Source organism: Mycobacterium sp. PDNC021 (genome assembly GCF_048282635.1).
Taxonomy (GTDB): domain Bacteria; phylum Actinomycetota; class Actinomycetes; order Mycobacteriales; family Mycobacteriaceae; genus Mycobacterium; species Mycobacterium llatzerense.
Map to the genome: position 1 here is coordinate 4,547,663 of NZ_CP182502.1, position 21,331 is coordinate 4,568,993.

At 67.3% G+C, this 21,331-nt stretch carries 20 protein-coding genes; 10 read left to right on the plus strand and 10 right to left on the minus strand.

The window, feature by feature from the left end; genetic code table 11:
- Positions 1-77 precede the first annotated feature (77 nt).
- Positions 78-959, plus strand: a complete 882-nt coding sequence (locus ACNO8X_RS21780; protein ID WP_418002671.1) for a LysR family transcriptional regulator — start codon at positions 78-80, stop codon at positions 957-959.
- A 65-nt stretch (positions 960-1,024) separates the two neighbouring features.
- On the opposite strand, the gene ACNO8X_RS21785 is transcribed toward ACNO8X_RS21780, so the two are convergent.
- The 5 genes from ACNO8X_RS21785 to ACNO8X_RS21805 all read right to left on the minus strand — a co-directional run bounded on the left by ACNO8X_RS21785 (position 1,025) and on the right by ACNO8X_RS21805 (position 7,031).
- Positions 1,025-2,308 (minus strand): MFS transporter, encoded by a 1,284-nt coding sequence (locus ACNO8X_RS21785; protein WP_418002672.1) that lies wholly within the window; start codon positions 2,306-2,308, stop codon positions 1,025-1,027.
- A gap of 65 nt (positions 2,309-2,373) precedes the next feature.
- Positions 2,374-3,573, minus strand: a complete 1,200-nt coding sequence (locus ACNO8X_RS21790; RefSeq protein ID WP_418002673.1) for an acyl-CoA dehydrogenase family protein — start codon at positions 3,571-3,573, stop codon at positions 2,374-2,376.
- Between the two features lie 2 nt (positions 3,574-3,575).
- On the minus strand, positions 3,576-4,709 hold the full coding sequence (locus ACNO8X_RS21795; protein ID WP_418002674.1) for an LLM class flavin-dependent oxidoreductase: 1,134 nt from the start codon (positions 4,707-4,709) through the stop codon (positions 3,576-3,578).
- A 199-nt stretch (positions 4,710-4,908) separates the two neighbouring features.
- Entirely contained in the window at positions 4,909-6,450 is a 1,542-nt protein-coding gene (locus ACNO8X_RS21800) for a glycerol-3-phosphate dehydrogenase/oxidase (protein WP_418002675.1), read from the minus strand.
- A complete protein-coding gene (locus tag ACNO8X_RS21805; RefSeq protein ID WP_418002676.1) occupies positions 6,447-7,031 on the minus strand; it encodes a TetR/AcrR family transcriptional regulator in 585 nt (194 codons plus the stop codon). The genes ACNO8X_RS21800 and ACNO8X_RS21805 overlap by 4 nt, the downstream gene beginning before the upstream one ends.
- 50 nt (positions 7,032-7,081) lie before the next feature.
- Between ACNO8X_RS21805 and ACNO8X_RS21810 the strand changes: the two genes are divergently transcribed.
- The gene (locus ACNO8X_RS21810; RefSeq protein WP_418005993.1) at positions 7,082-8,662 is read left to right on the plus strand and encodes an FAD-binding oxidoreductase; all 1,581 of its coding nucleotides are present in this window, start codon (positions 7,082-7,084) and stop codon (positions 8,660-8,662) included.
- Complete coding sequence (locus ACNO8X_RS21815) at positions 8,659-9,546, plus strand: diacylglycerol kinase (RefSeq protein WP_418002677.1); 888 nt, start codon at positions 8,659-8,661, stop codon at positions 9,544-9,546. The genes ACNO8X_RS21810 and ACNO8X_RS21815 overlap by 4 nt, the downstream gene beginning before the upstream one ends.
- An 8-nt stretch (positions 9,547-9,554) precedes the next feature.
- Here the strand turns inward: ACNO8X_RS21815 and ACNO8X_RS21820 are convergent, their stop codons facing one another.
- Complete coding sequence (locus ACNO8X_RS21820) at positions 9,555-10,193, minus strand: TetR/AcrR family transcriptional regulator (protein WP_418002678.1); 639 nt, start codon at positions 10,191-10,193, stop codon at positions 9,555-9,557.
- A gap of 115 nt (positions 10,194-10,308) precedes the next feature.
- On the opposite strand from ACNO8X_RS21820, the gene ACNO8X_RS21825 reads away from it, so the two are divergent.
- The 3 genes from ACNO8X_RS21825 to ACNO8X_RS21835 are packed head-to-tail and all read left to right on the plus strand — an operon-like array spanning position 10,309 to position 13,561.
- A complete protein-coding gene (locus ACNO8X_RS21825; protein ID WP_418002679.1) occupies positions 10,309-11,193 on the plus strand; it encodes an SDR family oxidoreductase in 885 nt (294 codons plus the stop codon).
- Positions 11,190-12,107: a patatin-like phospholipase family protein gene (locus ACNO8X_RS21830; RefSeq protein WP_418002680.1), complete on the plus strand. Its 918-nt coding sequence runs from the start codon at positions 11,190-11,192 to the stop codon at positions 12,105-12,107. Before ACNO8X_RS21825 ends, ACNO8X_RS21830 begins: the two co-directional genes overlap by 4 nt.
- Positions 12,104-13,561: a flavin-containing monooxygenase gene (locus ACNO8X_RS21835; RefSeq protein WP_418002681.1), complete on the plus strand. Its 1,458-nt coding sequence runs from the start codon at positions 12,104-12,106 to the stop codon at positions 13,559-13,561. The genes ACNO8X_RS21830 and ACNO8X_RS21835 overlap by 4 nt, the downstream gene beginning before the upstream one ends.
- Here ACNO8X_RS21835 and ACNO8X_RS21840 read toward each other — a convergent pair.
- Entirely contained in the window at positions 13,558-14,547 is a 990-nt protein-coding gene (locus ACNO8X_RS21840) for an IS481 family transposase (protein ID WP_418002682.1), read from the minus strand. The two genes, ACNO8X_RS21835 and ACNO8X_RS21840, sit on opposite strands and share 4 nt — an antisense overlap.
- A gap of 260 nt (positions 14,548-14,807) precedes the next feature.
- Positions 14,808-15,323, minus strand: a complete 516-nt coding sequence (locus tag ACNO8X_RS21845) for a DUF3145 domain-containing protein (RefSeq protein ID WP_418002683.1) — start codon at positions 15,321-15,323, stop codon at positions 14,808-14,810.
- 246 nt (positions 15,324-15,569) lie between these two features.
- Between ACNO8X_RS21845 and ACNO8X_RS21850 the strand changes: the two genes are divergently transcribed.
- Positions 15,570-16,988, plus strand: a complete 1,419-nt coding sequence (locus tag ACNO8X_RS21850; protein ID WP_051955160.1) for an NCS2 family permease — start codon at positions 15,570-15,572, stop codon at positions 16,986-16,988.
- A gap of 23 nt (positions 16,989-17,011) precedes the next feature.
- Here the strand turns inward: ACNO8X_RS21850 and ACNO8X_RS21855 are convergent, their stop codons facing one another.
- The gene (locus ACNO8X_RS21855; protein ID WP_418002684.1) at positions 17,012-17,830 is read right to left on the minus strand and encodes a serine hydrolase domain-containing protein; all 819 of its coding nucleotides are present in this window, start codon (positions 17,828-17,830) and stop codon (positions 17,012-17,014) included.
- Positions 17,831-17,942: 112 nt separating this feature from the next.
- Here ACNO8X_RS21855 and ACNO8X_RS21860 point away from each other — a divergent pair, with 112 nt between their 5' ends.
- Complete coding sequence (locus ACNO8X_RS21860; protein ID WP_043400552.1) at positions 17,943-19,031, plus strand: S-(hydroxymethyl)mycothiol dehydrogenase; 1,089 nt, start codon at positions 17,943-17,945, stop codon at positions 19,029-19,031.
- On the plus strand, positions 19,028-19,651 hold the full coding sequence (locus tag ACNO8X_RS21865) for an MBL fold metallo-hydrolase (protein ID WP_418002685.1): 624 nt from the start codon (positions 19,028-19,030) through the stop codon (positions 19,649-19,651). Before ACNO8X_RS21860 ends, ACNO8X_RS21865 begins: the two co-directional genes overlap by 4 nt.
- Here the strand turns inward: ACNO8X_RS21865 and ACNO8X_RS21870 are convergent.
- Positions 19,648-20,220 carry an SHOCT domain-containing protein gene (locus tag ACNO8X_RS21870; protein ID WP_418002686.1) on the minus strand — a complete coding sequence of 191 codons (573 nt, stop codon included), beginning with the start codon at positions 20,218-20,220 and terminating at the stop codon, positions 19,648-19,650. The genes ACNO8X_RS21865 and ACNO8X_RS21870 overlap by 4 nt on opposite strands.
- Positions 20,221-20,269: 49 nt before the next feature.
- Here ACNO8X_RS21870 and ACNO8X_RS21875 point away from each other — a divergent pair, with 49 nt between their 5' ends.
- Complete coding sequence (locus ACNO8X_RS21875) at positions 20,270-21,331, plus strand: SAM-dependent methyltransferase (protein ID WP_418002687.1); 1,062 nt, start codon at positions 20,270-20,272, stop codon at positions 21,329-21,331.

Consider the following 21,331-nt stretch of genomic DNA (forward strand, 5'->3'; position numbering starts at 1 on the left):
CTAGCCACGCCAAACCACAAACAGAAACGAATCTTTTCTACCTATTCACAAGCAATAGTTGTAGATAGGGTGGCGACATGACCAGGCCGTATCCCGATCTGCGCCGGCTGCAGCATTTCCTCGCGGTCGCCGATACCGGCGGTTTCACCCGCGCCGCGGATCAGCTGCACCTCAGCCAGCAGGCCCTGAGCAGCTCCATCCGACAACTCGAAAAGGAGCTGGGTGCAACACTTTTCGATCGCGACGGCCGGCGGGTCACGCTGACGCCCGCAGGCCGCCAACTGCACAGCGATGCGCGCACTCTGCTCGCTGCCGCCCACACCGTCACCGACCACGTGCAGCGGGCGGCCAGCGCCGCGCGGGAGAACTACGTCGTCGGCCATACCCCCGCGCTCGACAGCATCGAGGCGTACACGCTGCTGGAACCGGTGATCGACGCCTTCGACGACGTGTCCTTCACCTTCCGCCAGATGTTTCCGGATCAGCTGTCCCCCGCGCTGCTCGACGGATCAATCCAGCTCGCCCTGCGCCGCGGCGTGGTGCCGGATCGCGACCTCGCCACCGCGGTGCTGGGCTATCACCCGGTCCGCGTGGCCGTGTTGAGTTCGCACCCGCTGGCGCAGCGCGACGCCGTCGACCTCACCGACCTGGCCCACGAACGGATCGCGCTCTGGGCGCCGCCCGGCGCGTCGTACTACAGCGACCTGCTGCTCGGTGCCTGCCGACGGGCCGGCTTCGAGCCGGACTACGTGATCAGCCGCGTCCAGGGCGCGGCGACGGTGGCCGCCCCGCTGACGACGGGCGCCGCGGCGTTCGTCACGCATCCGGTCGGGCCGGTGATGGACGGCAGGGTTACGGTCGTCGACCTGCAGCCACCGCTACTGGTACCGGTGCAGGCCATGTGGCAGCGACACACGCATTCGACGATTCGCGACCTGTTGCTCACCCAGCAGCCTTAGCCCACTGGCCAGTTGCGGCACGCATCTCTCGAAAACCCGTGCAATAACTGGCCATTCGGCGCTGTTTAGCCGATGCGTGCCACCAGAGCCTCGTCGGCGAGGTCGTCGAGCTCCTTGCCCTTGGTCTCGGGCCCGAACAGATAGCCGACGATGGTCAACAGCCAGATGGCCGACAGCGCCAGATAGGGCGTCTGTACGCCGTAATGACCGATGGCCCAGCCGACGACGGTCGGCGCGGCGATCGACGCGATGCGCCCGCCGCCGACGGCGACCCCAAATCCCGTGCCACGCAGCACTGTTGGGAACAACTCGGAAATGTACGCATCCCCGACTCCCCACAGCCAGCCGAGGGTGGCGATGGAAATTGCTCCGTAGATCTGGTATTCGGCCAGCGAATCCGAGGTGGCCGCCAGGATCGCGGAACCAGCCTCGATGACAGCGCCGAGAATCGCGGAAGGGCGACGTCCGAATCTGTCGGCCAGCGCGGTACCGATGAAGACGAAGACGACCTGCAGCAGGAAGAACACCAGGGCGTAGCGAATTGCATCGGTGGTCGACGCGTGGAATCTCTTGACGATGTACGTCGTCAGAAACAGGGTGGAACCCCAGTAGCCGACCGCGTTGGCCGTGTAGATCAGCCAGCCCACGATCAGCCGCCGGCGTACACCGGGTAGCTGCCACAGTTTTGCCCTCGGGATGCGGTGCAGCTTCCGCGCCTCGTTGACCTCGGTGTAGCGCGGCGACTCGGTAATGCCCTGGCGGACAAGGAACAAGATGATGGCCGGGACGATGGCGACGATGAACGCCGATTGCCAGCCGTAGCGCGGCACCAACACCAGCGCGACGGCCGCCGCGAGGACGTAGCCGAGCGAGAACAGCGAGAAGATCACCCCGCCCACACCGATTGCCCGCGTCTTGGTCGGCCAAACCTCGGCGGTGTAGGGGGCGCCGACCGCCAGCTCGCCGGCGCCGCCCACACCGGTGAGGAAACGTAAACCGGTGAATACGGCCAGGTTTGTGGTGATGCCGGCCAATGCCGTGGTGATGCCGTAGAGCAGGATCGACGCGCCCAGGGTGGCCTTGCGTCCCCACCGGTCGGCCGCGATACCGAAACCGATGGTCCCGATGGTGTAACCGACCAGGAAGATCGACCCGATGTAACCGGCCTGAGCTTCGGTGATCTGCAGGGTCTTCTTGATCTCGGGCAGGACCAAGCCGTAGATGTTCACTGCGTAGGAGTCGAAGCCGTACCCAAGTCCCGCCGTCACCGCGACAAATAGCGCCGGCTTGAACGGTTGCGATTTCAGCGGAGGCGAATCAACTTGTGCCTCTTCCAGATTCGCGGCCATGTGGCGACGTTATCGGGTACCTGGCAGCGCCTGAACATTCAGAATCCGCCGGATCGCAAGTGCACTCAGATCTGTCCGTGATTCGGCGGTGCCACGCCGGAGAGTTCCCACGCGCCGATGTGGTGGTACTTCCAGTCGACGGGGTCGTGCACGCTGTGGGTCCGCGCGTTACGCCAGTGCCGGTCAAGGTCATGGCGGCGGTCGGTTCCGCTCGCGCCGGTCAAAGCGAAGAGTTGACTGGCGACGTCGACGGCCACTTCGCTGGCGAAGGCCTTGGCCTGAGCGACCGCTATCGAGCCGTGCGCGGCAGCGTCGGGATCGGCGACGTCGAGCCCGATGTCTTCGAGTTTGCCTGCGGCCCAACGCAGTAGCTGGGTCGACGCGCGGGTCCGGGTGGCGAGTTGACCGAATCGCAGCACGGTGTGCGGATCATCGCTGGCGGCGTTGGCGCCGCCGTAGCGCACCGCCTCGAAGAACGGGCGACTCCGAGTGCGGACGAACTCGGCGGCATCGGCCAGGGCGCCCTCCGCGATACCGGCTTCGATGGCGGTGTGGACCAGCTGGGCGCGAGCGCCGAGCAATTGCGGTTTCTCGAATGCCGACCAATATGGCACCACCAGGTCGCTGTCGATCGCGACGCCATCCAAGGTGGTGGTGCCACTCACGGTCGAGCGCTGCCCCATGGCGGCCCAGTCTTCGTCGATGATCACGCCGGGTGCGTCACGTTCGACGAACGCCAGCACGAGACGGCCGTCGGGATCGAGCGCGCTGACTGCCAGCCAGCGAGCCGTGATGGCACCGGTGCAGTAGTACTTGGTGCCATGGACTCGCCAACGCGTGCCGTCGCTGATCAGGCGAGTCTTGAGATCCTGGGCGTGGTGGCCACCACGCTCGGCGAGCACCGGGGCGATGCGCGCGCCTTCGACGACAGCGGGCAGGATTCGGGCTCGCTGCAGTGGCGTGCCGAGGAGCCTCAGGATGTCTACGGCAAGGTAGTGACCCTGCGGAGTCTGGGCGAGGGCCGGATCGGCGGCCGCGACGATCCTGATGACCTCTGCCAGCGTGCGCGGCCCGAGCCCATCTCCGCCATCATCGGCCGGCACCGTGATGGCCGGCAGGCCCAGGTTCTCGAACTCCGCGACTTCTGCGCGGGGCACAGCGCCGACCCGGTCACGTTCTACTGCACCGGGCTTCACCGCTGCCGCGAACTCTTCCGCAGTGGCGAGGACGTGCTCGTGCGTCCTGGGAGCCCCGGTTCGCACCATGCTCAGGAGCGCCGTTCAGCGAGCAGGCCACGCTCCGCGAGAATGGGGGTGACCCCCTCGCCGACGGAGTAGGCCTCTTCCAGGTGCGGATATCCGGACAGGATGAACTCGTCGATGCCGAGCTCGTGATACTCGGCGATGCGGTCGGCGACCTGCTCATGACTGCCGACCAGCGCGGTGCCGGCGCCGCCACGAACCAGTCCGATGCCGGCCCACAAGTTGGGTGACACCTCCAGGTTGTCGGTCCGGCCGCCGTGCAGGGCAGACATCCGCCGCTGACCCTCAGACTGCGAGTTGCGCTGGACCTGCTGGGCGCGACTGATGCTCTCGGGATCAAGGCCCGCCAACAACTTGTCGGCCTGTGCCCACGCCTCCTCTTCGGTGGGGCGGCTGATGACATGCAGGCGAATCCCGAACCGCAGTTCTCCGGCCGCCAGCCGCGCTCGACCCAGGTTCTTGACCTGGTGGCGCACCGCATCGAGCTTCTCGGCGACCTGAGCGGGTGGCTCACCCCAGGTCAGGTACACGTCCGCGTGTTCGGCAGCCACTTCCAGCGCCTCGGCCGAGGAGCCGCCCAGATAGATCTCTGGCCAGGTCTCGGCCGGAATGATGGTCGCGTTCTCTACAGACAGGTGCTTGCCGGTGAAAGTGACCGGCTCGCCGGACCACAGCTGCCGCAGGATCGTGAGGAATTCGGCGGCCCGCTCGTAGCGCTCCGCCTTGCCGAGGTGGTCACCGAAGCGGCGCTGCTCGACGTCGTCGCCGCCGGTAACAACGTTGAGCAGCAATCGGTTCCGCGAGATTCGCTGGTATGTGGCGGCGGCCTGGGCGACCAGCGTCGGCGCCTGCAGCCCCGGCCGGAAGGCCACCAGGTACTTGAAGCGTTCGGTCCGTTGGGTCAGTGCCGCCGTGAACACCCAGGCGTCCTCACACCAGCTACTGGTGGGGGTCAATGCCCCGGTGAACCCGAGCTTCTCCGCGGCACCGGCCACCAGACTGAGGTAGTCGAGGTCGGGAGCTCGGTCCGCGCCGAAGGCGTCTGCCCGACTCCCTGCCGCACCGACCGCGTTGCCAAGGCTCATGTCGGTGCGCGAGTCACCATTGGTCGGCAGGAACCAGTGCAAAGTGATTGCCATCTGCGAAATGTAAAGGCAAGCAGTGCCACCGGATACCGGCCCTGAATCGGCTCGAGTTGCCACGAGAGGCTTGACCACCGGACGTGTCGCCGAATCCGCAAAAATCATGCTGATTCCAACGCACCCAATCCGGCGGATCGCGCGGGACCATACCGACGGAAATTTCGGCGACAGTACGACGGCGTCAGACGCGCGACCCTTAGATGAACTCCTGCGCCACGGCAGCGACGCGTTCGCGATCGGCGGCGACCAACCCGATGCGGGTCCGACGGTCCAGGATGTCGTCGGCGGTGAGTGCGCCCTCGTGGGTGACGGCGTATTCGAATTCGGCTCGGGTGACGTCGATTCCGTCGGCCACCGGTTCGGTGGGACGGTCACACGTGGCGGCGGCGAACACGTTCGACGCCTCTGCGCCGTAGCGCGCCACCAGCGATTCCGGCAGCGCTGCAATATGATTCGCAGACACCGGGTTCTCCGGGGCGCCGACCAACGGCAGGTTCCGGGTCCGGCACTCCCCCGCACCGAGCCCGCGCAGCACCACCGCCCGGTCCAGCACGTCCTCGGCCATGTAGCGGTATTCGGTCAGCTTGCCGCCGATGACGCTGAGCACGCCGTCCCCGGATTCGACGACGGCATGGTCACGGGAGACATCGGCGGTGTTGCCCTCGCCGGTGTCGATCAGCGGCCGCAGCCCGGCGTATGCGCCCAAGACGTCGTCGGGTCCCAGGCTCGTCGCCAGGGCGGTGTTGACGGTGTCTAGCAGAAATGTGATCTCGGCCGAAGTCGGTTCCGGCACATCGGGAATGGGGCCCGGTGCGTCTTCGTCGGTGAGACCGAGGTAGACGCGGCCGAGCTGCTCTGGCATGGCGAAGATGAACCGGTTCAGCTCACCAGGGATCGGAACCGTCAGGGCCGCAGTCGGATTGCCAAATGCCGCGGCATCGAACACCAGGTGGGTGCCGCGGCTGGGCCGCAATTTGATCGCGCTGTCGAGCTCGCCGGCCCACACACCGGCGGCATTGATCACCGCGCGGGCGGCCAACTCGAACGACTCGCCGGTGAGCTGGTCGGTCAGTCGCACCGAGGTCCCGGTGGCATCCGATGCTGCCACGCGGGTCAGGATATGGGCACCGTGCTGGGCGGCAGTCCGCGCCACCGCGGCGACCAGGCGAGCGTCGTCGATCAGCTGGCCGTCGTAGGCGAGCAACGCGCCGTCGAGGCCATCGCGACGGACAGCGGGCACCAGTTCGGCGGCACGCGTCGCGTTGACGCGGCCCGACCGCGGCAGGACCGAGGCCGACGTGCCGGCCAGGCGGCGCAGGCCGTCGCCGGCGATGAAGCCGGTGCGCACCAAAGCCCTTGAGGCCCGGTTCATCTCGGGCAGCAGCGGCACGAGCTGCGGCATGGCGTGCACCAGATGCGGCGCGTTGCGGCTCATCAGGATGCCGCGCTCGATGGCACTGCGCCGGGCAATGCCCACATTGCCGGTGGCGAGGTAGCGCAGGCCGCCGTGGACAAGTTTGGAACTCCAACGACTCGTACCGAAGGCCAGGTCGTGCTTCTCCACCAGCACCGTCGACAGTCCGCGGCTGGCCGCGTCCAGCGCGATGCCGACGCCGGTGATGCCGCCGCCGATGACGACGACGTCGACCCGGTCACCGTCGGCCAGGGCCGTCAGCTCGGCGGTGCGGCGCGCGGCGTTGAGGGCACTGCGGCGGGCCGCATCAGGAGTGCTGGTCATGGCTTCAGGTATCCGTTCAGCGAGTGGGCAAGTTCGATGTCCAGCGCGGCGACGTCGAGGACGGGCGCGACCATCTGCGCGGACTGGATGGCCGACTGCACGATCAGCAGGCACATGGCGGCGAGCTGCTTGGGGTCGCCGGGGCGGACGCTGCCGTCGGCTTGCGCCGTGGCCAACGCGCCGGCCAGGACTTCCAGCAGGATCTGCTGGCTGGTACCCATCCGCTGCGCGATGTAGACCATGGCCAGGTCCGGTGCGCTGCTCAGCACGGACATGATGACCTCGTCGTCGCGCAGCCGCTCGGCCATGCCGACCATCCGCTTGACGATCGCGTCGCGGTCGGCGCCGCTGACGGCGACCTCGTTGAGCGAGTTGGTGATTCGTGTCGTCAGCAGCGCCGCGAGGATCGCCTGGGTGTCCGGCCAGCGCCGGTACACCGTCGGCCGGCTGACTCCGGCACGGCGCGCGATCTCGGCTAACGTCACGCGATCCACCCCGAAGGCGATCACGCAGTCGGCCGCAGCGTCGATGATTCGGGCATCCAGGGAATCCCGAGATTCATCGTTACTGATTGACATCATGTGTAATACTGTAACGCATGACCGCAACACGTGACCACCTCGAACCGCCGATGAAGTGGAACGCCTGGGGTGACCCTGCTGCCGCCAAGCCACTGTCGGACGGCATTCGCGGCCTGCTGACCGCGGCCCTCGGCATCGACGCCAACCCGGTCGATGAGCTCGAGGCAGATCAGGTCACGCTGCGGCCCTCCGCCCTGGCCGACGCCGACCGCGTCGCGCTGGCGGCCATCGTCGGCGACGAGTTCTGCCGCACCGATGCTCACGACCGCCTGCTGCGCGCCGGCGGCAAGTCGACGCTGGACCTGCTGCGCCGCAAGGACACCGGCGAGCAGGATGCGCCCGACGCGATCCTGTTGCCGGGCAACGAAGAACAGATCGCGGCCATCCTCGGTTACTGCACCGAACACCGCATCGCGGTCGTCCCGTTCGGCGGCGGCACCAGCGTGGTCGGCGGAGTCGACCCGATCCGCGACGGCTTCAACGCCGTTGTCTCGCTCGATCTGCGCCGCCTGGACCGGCTGGTCGCCATCGACAAGGAGACCGGCGAAGCCGAGCTCGAAGCCGGCGTCACCGGCCCGCAAGCCGAGGAACTCCTTGGCGCGGAAGGCTTTTCCCTCGGCCACTTCCCGCAGAGCTTCGAATTCGCCACCATCGGCGGGTTCGCCGCGACGCGGTCGTCGGGGCAGAACTCCGCCGGCTACAGCCGGTTCGACGACATGGTGCGCGGCCTGACGGTCGTCACCCCGGCCGGCGTCCTCGACCTGGGCCGTGCGCCCGCATCGGCGGCCGGTCCCGACCTGCGTCAGCTGATCGTCGGCTCGGAGGGCACCTTCGGGGTCATCACCCGCGTGCGGGTGCGCGTGCATCCGGTGCCCGAGACGACCCGCTACGAAGCATGGTCCTTCCCTGACTTCGCCACCGGCGCGGCGGCATTGCGGGCGGTCGTCCAGACCGGCACCGGCCCGACGGTCATCCGGTTGTCCGACGAGGTCGAGACCGGCATCAACCTGGCGACCACCGAGAGCATCGGCGAGCAGACCATCACCGGCGGCTGCCTGGCCATCACGCTGTTCGAAGGCACTGCCGCACACACCGAAAGCCGCCACGACGAAACCTGCGCGCTGCTGGCCGCCCAGGGCGGCACCTCGCTCGGTGAGGCCCCCGCCCGCGCCTGGCAGCATGGCCGGTTCGGCGCCCCGTACCTGCGTGATTCGCTCTTGAGCGCCGGCGCCCTGTGCGAGACCCTGGAGACCGCGACAACGTGGTCCAATGTGCCGACGCTCAAGGCGGCCGTCACCGAGTCGCTGACGACGTCGCTCCAGGAAAGCGGCACACCGGCTTTGGTGATGTGCCACATCTCGCACGTCTACCCCACCGGCGCCTCGCTGTACTTCACCGTCGTCGCCGGCCAGCGCGGTAACCCCATCGAGCAGTGGCGCGCGGCGAAAACCGCTGCGTCCGAGGCGATGGTGCGCTGCGGCGCCACCATCACCCACCACCACGCGGTCGGCGCCGACCACAAACCGTGGATGACGGCCGAGGTCGGCGACCTCGGTGTCGAGGTGCTGCGTGCGGTCAAGAACGTGCTCGATCCCGGCGGAATCCTCAACCCGGGCAAGCTGATCCCGTGAGAGTCACCCTGCTGACCAACCCGGCGTCCGGCCAGGGGCGCGGGTCCGCGGCGGCCCAGCGTGCCGTCGCGCGGTTGCAGCGCCGCGGCGTCGACGTGGTCGAGCTGATCGGATCCGATGCCGCCCACGCCCGCCAGCTGCTCGACGAGGCGCTGGACCACGGTACCGATGCGGTGGTGGTGTCCGGCGGTGACGGCATCATCTCCCTTGCGCTACAAGCACTTGCGCAGGGTGACGTGCCGCTGGGGATCATTCCCGCCGGCACCGGCAATGACCATGCTCGCGAATTCGGGATTCCGCGGGACGACCCCGAAGCCGCCGCGGATATCGTGGCGTCCGGCAAGACCCGGACCATCGACCTCGGCCGGATCGACGGATCGGACGGCACGCTGCGGTGGTTCGGCACGGTGATGTCGGCGGGATTCGACTCGCTGGTCACCGACCGCGCCAACCGGATGACATGGCCGCGCGGCCGGATGCGCTACAACGCGGCGATGCTCGTCGAACTGTCGCAGTTGCGGCTGCTGACGTGCCGGGTGAGCTTCGACGGCGGCCCCGAGACCGAAATGCCCATGACATTGGCGACATTCGGCAACGGCCGCAGCTACGGCGGCGGCATGCTGATCTGCCCGGGCGCCGACCTCAACGACGGCCTGCTCGACGTCACCATGGCGGCCTCGGCATCACGGACCAAATTGATCCGGTTGTTCCCGACGGTGTTCAAGGGCACGCACGTGCACCTCGACGAGGTGACCACGCGGCGGGCACACACGGTAACCATCGACGTGCCCGGGATAAACGCCTATGCCGACGGCGAATTCGTCTGCCCGCTGCCGGTGACGGTGTCCGCGGTACCGAACGCGCTGCGGGTCCTGGTTCCGTAACCCGACTTTCAGTCCTGCGTAGCCGCAAGGAGCGCAAGCAGATTCATCAACCGGGTGATGGCGCCGGTGACCGGTCGCGCCGGCAGCGTCGGATCGACCGCACGCTGAATCCCCAGCCCGATGCCGGCGCTGAGGAACAGGTTGCCGATGTCATCGAAGCTGTCCATCACGCCAACCGCGACCAACTGCTCTTCGTTGATCCCCAAATCGGCCGCCAGAGAACGTAATACGTCGACGACCATCTGGGCCGCCTCGTTGCGCAGCGCCGTGACCATCTGCCCCAGCTCGGGATCGTTGCGCGAGAGCACCACGAATTCGAGCTCGAGCATCGTCCAGCCCACGTCGCCGGCGGTGCGTTCCAGCCAGGCGTTCACCGCCTCGACGCGGCTCGGGATGTCAGCATCGGACATCGCCAGCTGGGACATCTCGGAGAACTTCTCGCGGTGGATGGCTTCGAGCACTTCCCGGCACAAGATGGGTTTACTGCCGAAATTCGAGTACACCGCGCCCTTGCTGTAGCCGGCGTCGTCGGCGATGTCCTCGAGGCTGGTGGACGCATAGCCGTGCTTGAGGAACCGGGCCTTCGCCGCGTCGAGTAGCTCGGCGCGCGTCTGTTCCTGACGCTGCACCCTGGTCAATCGCGGCATGCGCTGATATTACTGGTTTGCGATACCGCGAGTACTAGCTTTACTCGGAGACTTCGGATACCGTGAGTATTCGAATGAGCCGCCAAGGCTCCTACCAGCAGATTCGAGGCTATCGATGCAGCTAGCACGACGTTCAATCGCACTCGACAGTGCCACTGCAGTCATCACCGGAGGCGCCAGGGGCATCGGCGCCAAGACCGCCGAGCTCTTCTCGCAGCACGGCGCCAACGTGTGGATCGGCGACGTCGACGCCGACATCGCCGATCAGACGGCCCGCACCATCCCCCGCTGTCGCAGCGCCCGTCTCGACGTCACCCGGCGCGACTCCTGGGACCAGTTCGTCGGGCAGGTACTCAAAGAGTCCGGCCGGATCGACATCCTCGTGAACAACGCCGGCGTGATGCCGCTGGGCGCCTTCGAGTCCGAGGCCGAGTCAACGACCGATCTGATTCTCGACGTCAACGTCCGGGGCGTACTGAATGGCATGCGCGCAGTGATCCCGCGGATGATCACCCGCGGCAGTGGCCACGTCGTCAATGTCGCCTCGATGGCCGGCATGATCCCCATCCCGGGCATGGTCACCTACAACGCCAGCAAGTTCGCCGCGGTCGGAGCGTCACTGGCGGCGCGCAGCGAGTACGCCGGCACCGGCGTCACCGTGTGCGCGGTGCTGCCTTCGGCGGTGCGCACCGAACTCTCATCGGGCGTCCAACTCGGCGGCGGCATGCCGACGGTCGACCCCGAAGATGTGGCGCAGGCGGTTCTGAAGACGTTGCGCACCAAGGCCGCTCGCACGTCGGTGCCCGAATGGGTGGCACCCGGATGGGCGTTGGTCGACGCACTGGTCCCGGAGTTCGTCCAACGCGCGGCGCGCTCCCTCATGGACGACCGGCGGGCCCTGACCGCAATGGATCCCGTCGGCCGGTCGGCCTACCTGGAGCGGATCGAGCGGCAGTCGAAAGAGCATGCCGCCGAACCGGACTCGGAGCTGCGGGCGTGAAGCGAGCACTCGTCATCGGTTGCGGCGGAACCATCGGCGGCGCGTGGATTGTCGCGGCGCTGCACGCGCTGCAGGAGCAGACGGGTTGGGATCCCCGCGATGCCTCCGTGCTGCAAGGCACGTCGGCGGGTGCCGAGATCGTCACGATGCTCGGGGGCGGAGCATCCGTCGACGACCTGGTGGCGATGCACCGCGGCACCAGCACCGACGAACGCCTGAGTCGGCACATCGACGCGACGCCGCCGAGCCTGCCTCCCCTGCCGGCGCTCCGCCTGCTGAACCCGGCGCTGCTGCGCAGCCAATCCGGCCTGGCCGCGGTGACCGGTATCGCGCCCACCGGACGTGCCGACGCAACCTGGCTGCAGCGCTTGGCAGCTGGATTCGCCAATGCATCCGGTTGGGTGGATCACCCGGGGGCTCGCATGGTGGCCTTCGACTACCAGCGCGGCGAGCGGGTTGCTTTCGGTGCGCCCGGCGCGCCGAAAGCAACTGCCGGCGAAGCACTCCGGGCATCCTGGGGTGTACCCGGCTGGATGCCCCCGGTCAGCATCGGCGACCGCAAGTTCGTCGACGGCGGCGCCGCGTCCACCGCGTCGGTCGACCTCATCGGCCATGACGAAGCCGACCTGATCTACGTCATCACCCCCATGGCCTCCGAAAGCGGCGTTCGCGCACCGGGATTCGGCGGCATCCTCGAACACCGGTTGCTCCGCCGCCCGATGTCCACGGTGCTGGACGCCGAGATCGGCGCCGCGCGAGCCCGTGGCACCGAGGTCATCCTGATCCAGCCCGACGCCACCGATCTGGCCGGCCTGGGCGCCAACTTCATGCTGCGCAGCCGGCGGCGCGCAGCCTTCGAGTCCGCCATGACCACCGCACCGAACACGGTGCGCCGAGCCTGGGAGTCCTTATGAGCAAACGTGATCCGCGCATCGTCATCATCGGCGCCGGCGTAGCCGGGATCGCCTCCGCGTACACCTTCCAGCAAGCCGGGTTCACCAACTTCACCATCCTGGAGAAGGGTTCCGACGTCGGCGGGGTCTGGCACTGGAACCGCTACCCCGGTCTGACGTGTGATGTGCCGTCGCACATCTACCAGTTCGCCTTCGCCCCCAAACCCGACTGGAGCCACGTCTGGGCCGGCGGCGAGGAGATTCAGGAGTACCACCGGGACGTCGTCACGCGGTTCGGCCTCGACGAGCACCTACGGCTCAACACCGAAGTCAAGGCCTTGCACTACGACCAGGACGAGCACACCTGGACCGTCACCACCGAGAACGAAACGCTCACAGCCGATTTCGTCATCTGCGCCACCGGCGTGCTGCACCATCCCTTCACCCCGGACATCCCCGGCATGGACACCTTCGAGGGCGCTGTCGTGCACACCGCGCGGTGGGACCCCGAACTGGAGACCGCCGGTAAGCGCATCGCCGTGATCGGCACCGGATCCACCGGGGTGCAGGTGGTTTCGGCACTGCAGCCGAAAGCCGGCAAGCTGCTGCACTTCGCCCGGTCGCCGCAGTGGATGCTGTGGGCGCCGATGAAACTGCCTCAGCTGGGCGTCGTCACCGCGCTGCTGCGCGCCATGCCACAGCTGTATCAGGCTGTTGCCGAGCGCATTCCACTCTGGGGCTCCAGCGTTCTTGTCGACATCGTGACCAAACCGACCTGGCGGCGCAAGCTGGTCCAGCAATACGCCCGCCTCAGCCTGCGGGCCCAGATCCGCGACCCGAAGCTGCGTGCCGAGCTCACCCCCGACTATCAGCCGCTGTGCAAGCGCCAGGTGCTGTCGGGTACGTACTACCAGGCGATCACCGCCCCCAACGCCCAATTGGTCACCGATCGCATCGCCGAATTCACCCCCACCGGCATCCGCACCACAGACGGCGAACACCACCGGATCGATATCGCCGTGCTGGCCACCGGTTTTCAGGCGCACAACTACATGCGCCCGATGCAGGTGGTGGGCCGTGACGGTCTCACCCTGGACGACGCCTGGGTGAAGGGCCCTCGCGCCTACCGGATGACCGCGATCCCGGGCTTCCCGAATCTGTTCACCGTGCTCGGCCCGAACTCACCGACCGGGTCCATCTCACTGCAGTACACCGCCGAACTCACCGCGCGGTACATCGTGAAGTGGCTCAAGCGTTTCGAGCGCGGCGAGATCAACGAGGTCGAGGTGACCGACGAGGCCACCGACGAGTTCAACGCCGCGGCGGTCGAGGCCATGGAGCCGACGGTGTGGAACACCGGCTGCAATTCCTGGTACTTCAGCGAGGGCGGCACCATCGACCTGTGGCCGTTCGACCGCGGGACGCTGACCAAGATGCTGACCGAGCCGCAGCCGGACCACTACCGGGTCAGCTAGCTGTACTGACCTGAGAGGTTAGGTACGCGGCTGGCGGGTGGTTGACCGCCCAGTGCGGTGTGGCCGCGGTGGTGATTGTAGGTGTGTAGCCATCGGGGGTACTCGGCGCAGCGTTCGGCGTCGCTGGTGTAGAGCCGGGCGTAGGCCCATTCATCGGCCAAGGTGCGGTGAAATCTCTCCACCTTGCCGTTGGTCTGGGGCCGGTAGGGACGTGTTCGGCGGTGTTCGATGGCCCCGAGTGCGTCACGGAACGCGTGAGATCGATAGCAGGATCCGTTGTCGGTCAACACCTTCGACACCGTGAACCCGCATTGGTTAAACCATGCGTTGGCCCGGGCCCAGAACGCTGACGCTGTCTCTTTGCGCTCGTCGGCCAGGAGCTCGGAGTAGGCCAGCCGTGAGTAGGCATCGATCGCGGTGTGCAGGAAGTGATGGCCCTTGATCGGGTGACCGTGCTTGCTGACGCGTCCGGAACTCTTATCGGCGCGCGTGTTGTGATTGCCTGCGGTTCGGCCCAGCATCCGCCAGCCCCCGCCGGCAGGAATTTTGCCCAGCTTCTTGACGTCAACATGCACCAGTTCGCCGGGTCGCGCGGCGTGAATTCTGCGGATCACCGTGCCGGTGGGCCGGTCGAGCCAACGCAACCTGGCCACCCCGTAACGGGTTAGCACCCGGTGCACGGTCGAGGGATGAATTCCCAGCAGATAGCCGATTCGTGCTGGCCCCCAACGCCGGATGACCCGCACTTTGATGATCCGGCGCTCGGTACGAGTCGGTGTCTGGTTGGGGCTTCGCTGTGGACGTGAACTGCGATCGACCATGCCGGCTGGGCCCTGCTCGCGGTAGCGACCCGCCCAACGCGCCGCTGTGGTGACCGCGACTTGGAATCGCTCGGCTGCGCGGCGCAGCGACCAGCCGTCCTCGACGACACAACGGGCCAAGCGCAGACGACCAGTTTCCGACAGCGGAGCATTACGGTGGGACACGAAGACCTCCGAGATTGAGTTGGTGCGTTCCTAGACAGCTCGCACTTCACTCGGAGGTCTTCTTCATGTCACCACGCCACGCCGTACCTAACGTCCGTGGTCAGTACAGCTAGCCGGGGATAGATCGGCGCTCGCCGGCGAGTCGCCAGCTCTGGTCACATGTTCGGTCTGGGGCCGTCAGCTTTCCTTGACGTCAAGGAAAGCTGACGGCCGCCAACCAAACATGGCAAGAGGGGCCGCGGCGCGGGACCAAGCGAGTGTTAGCCGACGCCCCGGTTCAGCCAGCTGACTTCGCCGACCTCGGCGCCGCCACCGCGGTAAGGCTCCAGAGCCTCGTCCCAGGCAGTGCCGAGCACGGTGTCGAGTTCGGCGGCGAGCATGTCGGCGCCAGCAGACATCAGCGTGCGCAGGCGCTGCTCGCCGACCATGGTGTCACCGTTGGCGCTCATCGAACCGCTCCACAGGCCCAGGGTCGGGGTGTGGCACCAGCGGTGTCCATCGACGCCGGCGCTCGGGTCTTCGGTCACCTCGAAGCGCAGCACCGACCACGAGCGCAAGGCGCTGGCGAGCTGGGCTCCGGTGCCGACGGGCCCCATCCAGTTGGTGATGGCGCGCAGCTGACCGGGCATGGCGGGTTGGGGCGTCCACTTCAGGTTCGCCCGCGCCGACAGGGTCGACGACAGCGCCCACTCAACGTGCGGGCATACCGCCGCGGGAGAGGCGTGGATGTACACCACGCCAGTCGTCGCGTCGGCGAGTTGGTTCGACGCACGCATCATCTGCTCCTTCAGCTACACGAGGGACGTCTTCCCCAACGACCTGGTGATGCCGAAATGTTGCAGTTGTTTAGTGCGTGTCTATTGTGCCGTGTGAGACCCCTGTTGCGCTAGTCTGTCGCGCAATCTCTCAGCGCAGCCTCAGGAATAGACGCCCAGTGTCGACTTGTGGTCGAAAAATCGGGCGGACCTCGAACACAAGCCAACACTCGAGCGGAGTGTCAGGCCGCCATCTATCTTCTAACCGTGACTGCCCTGGACCGGTTCTTCGAGATCTCCGCACGCGGCTCGACCGTCGCCGCTGAACTGCGCGGCGGCGCGGTGACCTTCATCGCGATGGCGTACATCATCGTGCTGAACCCCATCATCCTGTCGAGCACGGCAGATATCGCCGGGCACAAGCTCGCGTTCGGCCAGGTCTCGGCGGTGACGTCGCTGGCGGCCGGCGCCATGACGATCCTGTTCGGCGTCGTCGCCCGCCTGCCGTTCGCGTTCGCCGCCGGGCTGGGCATCAACTCGTTCCTGGCCAGCTCCGTGGTGGGCGTCCTGACCTGGCCGGAAGCCATGGGGCTGGTGGTGATCGAAGGCCTCATCATCGTCGCGATGGCGGTGACGGGCCTGCGCCGCATGATCTTCGACGCGGTGCCCATGCCGCTGAAACTGGCCATCACCGCCGGCATCGGGCTGTTCATCATGTTCATCGGGCTGGTCAACGCCGGCTTCGTCGCGTCGACGGGTCATCCGTCGCCGCCGCTGGGGCTGGGCGCCGGCGGCACCGGATCGGTCCGCGCGATCCCCACCCTCGTCTTCGTGTTCACCCTGCTGACCTCAGGTGTCCTGGTGGCGCGCAAGGTGCGCGGCGGCATCCTGATCGGCCTGATCTCGGGTACCGCACTGGCCGCGATCATCGAGGCGATCTGGCACCTCGGCTCGGCCACCGAAAAGCCCGGCGGCTGGAGCCTGTCGGTTCCGACACTGTCCGGTTCCCCGTTCGCGGTGCCCAACCTGTCGCTGATCGGTCACGTGGACTTCGGCAGCTTCGGCCGGATCGGCGCCATCGCCGCACTCATGCTGGTGTTCACGTTGCTGTTCACCAACTTCTTCGACGCCATGGGCACCATGACGGGCCTGTCCCGGCAGGCCGGCCTGGCCGACGAACACGGCAACTTCCCGCGCCTGCAGTCCGCGCTGGTGATCGAGGGCACCGGCGCGGTCGTCGGCGGCGCGGTATCGGCGTCGTCCAACACGGTGTTCGTCGAATCCGGCACGGGCATCGGCGAAGGTGCCCGCACCGGCCTGGCCAGCCTGGTGACCGGCGGACTGTTCTTGGCCGCAATGTTCTTGACCCCGCTGACGGAGATCGTGCCCACCGAGGTGGCGGCCGCCGCGCTGGTGATCGTCGGCACCCTGATGGTCTCGGTGCTGCGCGAGATCGACTTCTCCGACTTCTCGGTGGCGCTGCCGGTGGTGCTGACCGTGGCCGTGATGCCGCTGTCCTACTCGATTGCCAACGGCATCGGCGTCGGCTTCATCGCCTGGGCGGTACTGCGCGCGGCGTCGGGCCGCATCAAGGAGATCAGCCCGCTGCTGTGGATTGTCGCCGCCGGGTTCCTGTTGTTCTTCGCGCGCGGCTGGATCGACAGCATGATCGGCGTCGTCCGCTAAGCGAACTCCCCTAGGCGAACTCCCTAGCCGAACTCGCGCAAGACGGCCGCGGACACCTCGGGCCACACCGCGTGCGTCCAGTCCCCGAAATCGCGGTCGGTCAGCACGATCAGCGCCAGGTCTACCTCCGGATCGACCCAGAGGAACGTGCCGGACTGGCCGAAGTGGCCGAACGTCCGCGCCGAGTTGCCCCCAGCCGTCCAGTGCGGGCTCTTGCCGTCCCGGATCTCGAAGCCCAGACCCCAGTCGTTGGGTCGCTGCGATCCGAATCCCGGCAGCACCCCGTCCAGGCCGGGGAACTGCACCGAGATCGCGTCGGCATGCATCGGTGCCGACACCAGAGTCGGACGCAGCAGGTCACCGGCGAACCCCGCTAGATCGGTCACGGTCGACCAGGCGCCGTAACCGGCGGTGTCGGATCCGCCCGGCAGGTCGGAATCACTCATGCCCAGCGGCTCGAACACCGCTTCCCGCAGGTACTGCCCGAACTCGATACCGGACTCGTGTTCCAGCACGTGCGCCAGCACCGCGAACCCGGCGTTGGAGTAGATGCGCCGGGACCCGGGCGTGGCAATGGCGTCGGGCGTCAGCATCGCCAGCCCCGAGGTGTGCGCAAGGAGGTGCCGCACCGTCGACCCCGGCGGGCCGGCCGGGGTGTCCAAGTCGACGACGCCCTCTTCGACCGCGATCTGTGCGGCGCGGGCCACCAGCGGCTTGGTCACCGACGCGAGCCGGAACGCCCGGTCGACGGGTCCGTGCGCGGCGAGCACGCCCGCCGGCGACACGACCGCGGCCGCGGCACTCGGTACCGGCCAGGAATCAAGTAGCTCGAGTGCGGTCACCACACGACCCTGTCATAGGACAAAATGTCCACGGGTGAGGGCCGACGCACCGTTAACCAGACATTTGTCTGGACACTATTCCAATAATTGCGCGAGGCATTAGGTTGTAGCCATGAGTCAGACAGTGCGTGGTGTGATTTCCCGGGCCAAGAAGCAGCCCATCGAACTGGTCGACATCGTCATCCCCGATCCCGGACCCGGCGAGGTCGTCGTCGACATCATCGCTTGCGGCGTGTGCCACACCGACCTCACCTATCGCGAGGGCGGCATCAACGACGAATACCCGTTCCTGCTCGGCCACGAGGCCGCCGGCACCGTCGAGTCGGTCGGCGCGGGCGTCACGCACGTCGAGCCCGGCGACTTCGTCATCCTCAACTGGCGGGCCGTCTGCGGCGAGTGCCGGGCCTGCAAGCGCGGCCGCCCGCACCTGTGCTTCGACACGTTCAACGCCACCCAGAAGATGACGCTGACCGACGGCACCGAACTCACCCCCGCCCTGGGCATCGGCGCATTCGCCGACAAGACCCTGGTGCATGAGCGCCAGTGCACCAAGGTCGATTCCGAAGCCGACCCGGCCGTCGCCGGGCTGTTGGGCTGCGGCGTGATGGCCGGCATCGGCGCCGCCATCAACACCGGCAACGTGTCCCGCGACGACACCGTCGCGGTCATCGGCTGCGGCGGCGTCGGTGACGCGGCCATCGCCGGTGCGGCGCTGGTCGGCGCCAAGCGGATCATCGCCGTCGACACCGACAACAAGAAACTGCACTGGGCCCGCGAATTCGGCGCCACCCACACCATCAACGCCCGCGACCTCGACCCCGTCGAGACCATCAAGGACCTGACCGACGGCAACGGCGCCGACGTGGTGATCGACGCCGTCGGCCGGCCCGAGACCTGGAAGCAGGCGTTCTACGCCCGTGACCTCGCGGGAACCGTTGTGCTCGTTGGTGTTCCGACGCCCGATATGAAGCTCGAGATGCCGCTGGTGGACTTCTTCTCCCACGGCGGCGCCCTCAAGTCGTCCTGGTACGGCGACTGCCTGCCCGAGCGCGACTTCCCCACCCTCATCAGCCTGTACCTGCAGGGCCGGCTGCCGCTGGAGAAGTTCGTCAGCGAGCGCATCGGGCTCGACCAGATCGAAGATGCCTTCCACAAGATGCACAGCGGTGAGGTGCTGCGGTCGGTGGTGGTCCTGAAGTGAGCAATATCCAGCGGGTTGTCACCAGCGGCACCTTCAGCCTGGACGGTGGCACCTGGGACGTCGACAACAACATCTGGCTCGTGGGCGACGACACGGACGTCGTGGTGTTCGACGCCGCCCACACCGCCGAACCGATCATCGAGGCCGTCGGCGCCCGCAACGTCGTGGCCGTGATCTGCACCCACGGACACAACGACCACATCACCGTCGCCCCGGAGCTGTCAGCAGCGCTCGACGCCCCGGTGCTGCTGCATCCGGCCGACGAGATGCTGTGGCGGGTCGTCCACCCGGACAACCCTTTTCACACCGTGTGCGACGACCAGGTGCTCACCGTCGGCGGCATCGAGATCAAGGCCATCCACACTCCGGGGCACTCCCCCGGTTCGGTGTGCTGGCACATCCCGGAACTGGGGGCGGTGATCTCCGGCGACACCCTGTTCCATGGCGGCCCCGGCGCGACCGGCCGCTCGTACTCGGACTTCCCGACCATCCTGGCGTCGATCTCGGACAAGCTCAGCAAGCTGCCGGACGACACCGTCGTCTACACCGGCCACGGTGACACCACCACCATCGGCGGCGAGCTGGTCAACTACGACGAATGGGTGGCCCGCGGCCACTAGCCGAGGTCTATCTCGAAGGCGCTGCGCTGAATCGGGCGTCGGGCCCGCGACGCCCACACCCGCGCGAGGACCAGCACGACGGTCGCCCCACCGAAGGTCACGCCGAACACCAGCGGCAGGTGCCCATACGGGGTGTCGTGTCCGAACGCGAGCGTCGGGTTGACGTAGGCGGTCACGTTGCCGTCGGTTGTGATGGCGTAGTCGCCCTCTGCCGCGACCTGTGCAAACCAGACCCGGACGTGGGCGTCGTTGTTGATGGTCGTGCTGCCGCTGATGTCCTCGGTCAGCGCCGGGTCCGGCACGCCGGTCGGCGGCACGATGCCGATCGACATCTTCGGGACGGGAAGCCCGCCGCCACTGCCGATCACCATGGTGTGCAAGCTGATGGTCGCGGTGCCGGCCGGCAGGTGCACCGTGCCCGAACCGGGGATCGGAACCTCGCCGTAGGCATCGAAATCGTCGAAGACGAACGCGTTGAGGATGAGCGCGACGATGAATGCGACGGCCGCCGTGACCATCGTCGAAACGGCGGCCACAGTGAGCACCCTCGGCGCAGTCCAGCGACTCATGGCTCGCAGTCTGTCACGCGCTCAGGCGGTTGAGGCGCTACCGTGAGACATGCCCGAGTCCAGCGTGGTGGTGCAGCCCGACCCGCTCGGGAGCTCGCGCCTGCAGACCGTCGGACTCCGCACGGCCACAAAGCTTTTCGAACAGGCCGCCGCCGAGGTGCCGCTCCCGGCGGCACCGCAGCCGGTGGTGATCGCCGAGTACGGCTCGGGCAACGCGCACAACGGCCTGCTGCCGATCGGCGCGGGCATCGCCGCCTTGCGCAAACGCATCCGGCCCGAGCATCCCATCGTGGTGACGCACACCGATATCCCCGACAACGATTTCAGCGCCCTGTTCCGGACCCTGCGCGACGACCCGTTCAGCTACCTGCGCACCGACCGGGCCACGTACGCCTCGGCGGTGGGGCGTTCGTATCTCAGCCAGATTCTGCCGTCGGACGGTGTGCACGTGGGATGGTCGGCATGGGCCATCCACTGGCTCAGCCGTATGCCGGCCGACATCCCCGATCACGTCCAGGCATCCTTCAGCGCCGACGCCCAGGTGCGCGCCGCGTGCGCCCGGCAGGCGGCGCACGACTGGCACGAATTCATCGCGTTCCGCGGCCGTGAGTTGAGTCCGGGTGGGCGCCTGGTCATAATGACGATGGGGCAGCACGACGACGGACGCCCCGGTCTCGAGCCGCTTTTCGACGGGATCATGCATGCGCTGGCCGAGCTACGGGTGCAACGGCTGGTCACCGACGACGAACTGCGGCGCATGCAGCTGCCGATCGTGGGCCGCAGTGAAGCCGACTTCCGGTCGCCCTTCGCCCCGTCGGGGCGCTTCGAGCGGCTGCAGATCACTCACCTGACGGTTGCCGACGAGCCGGACCGCTTCTGGCTTCAATACCAGAATGATGGTGACGCAACGGCTTTCGCGAAGAGCTGGGTCGGGTTCACCAGAGCGGCGGTGTTCGACACGCTCCTGGACGCGTTGGACCCGACTGACCCGGCGCGACGATGTCGGCTCTCCGACGCCCTGGAGGCCGCGCTGGTCGACCTGCTGTCCGCCGCGCCGCGCCCGATGCCGATTCCCGTGGCGCACATCGTCGTTCAGAAACAGCTGCGCTGA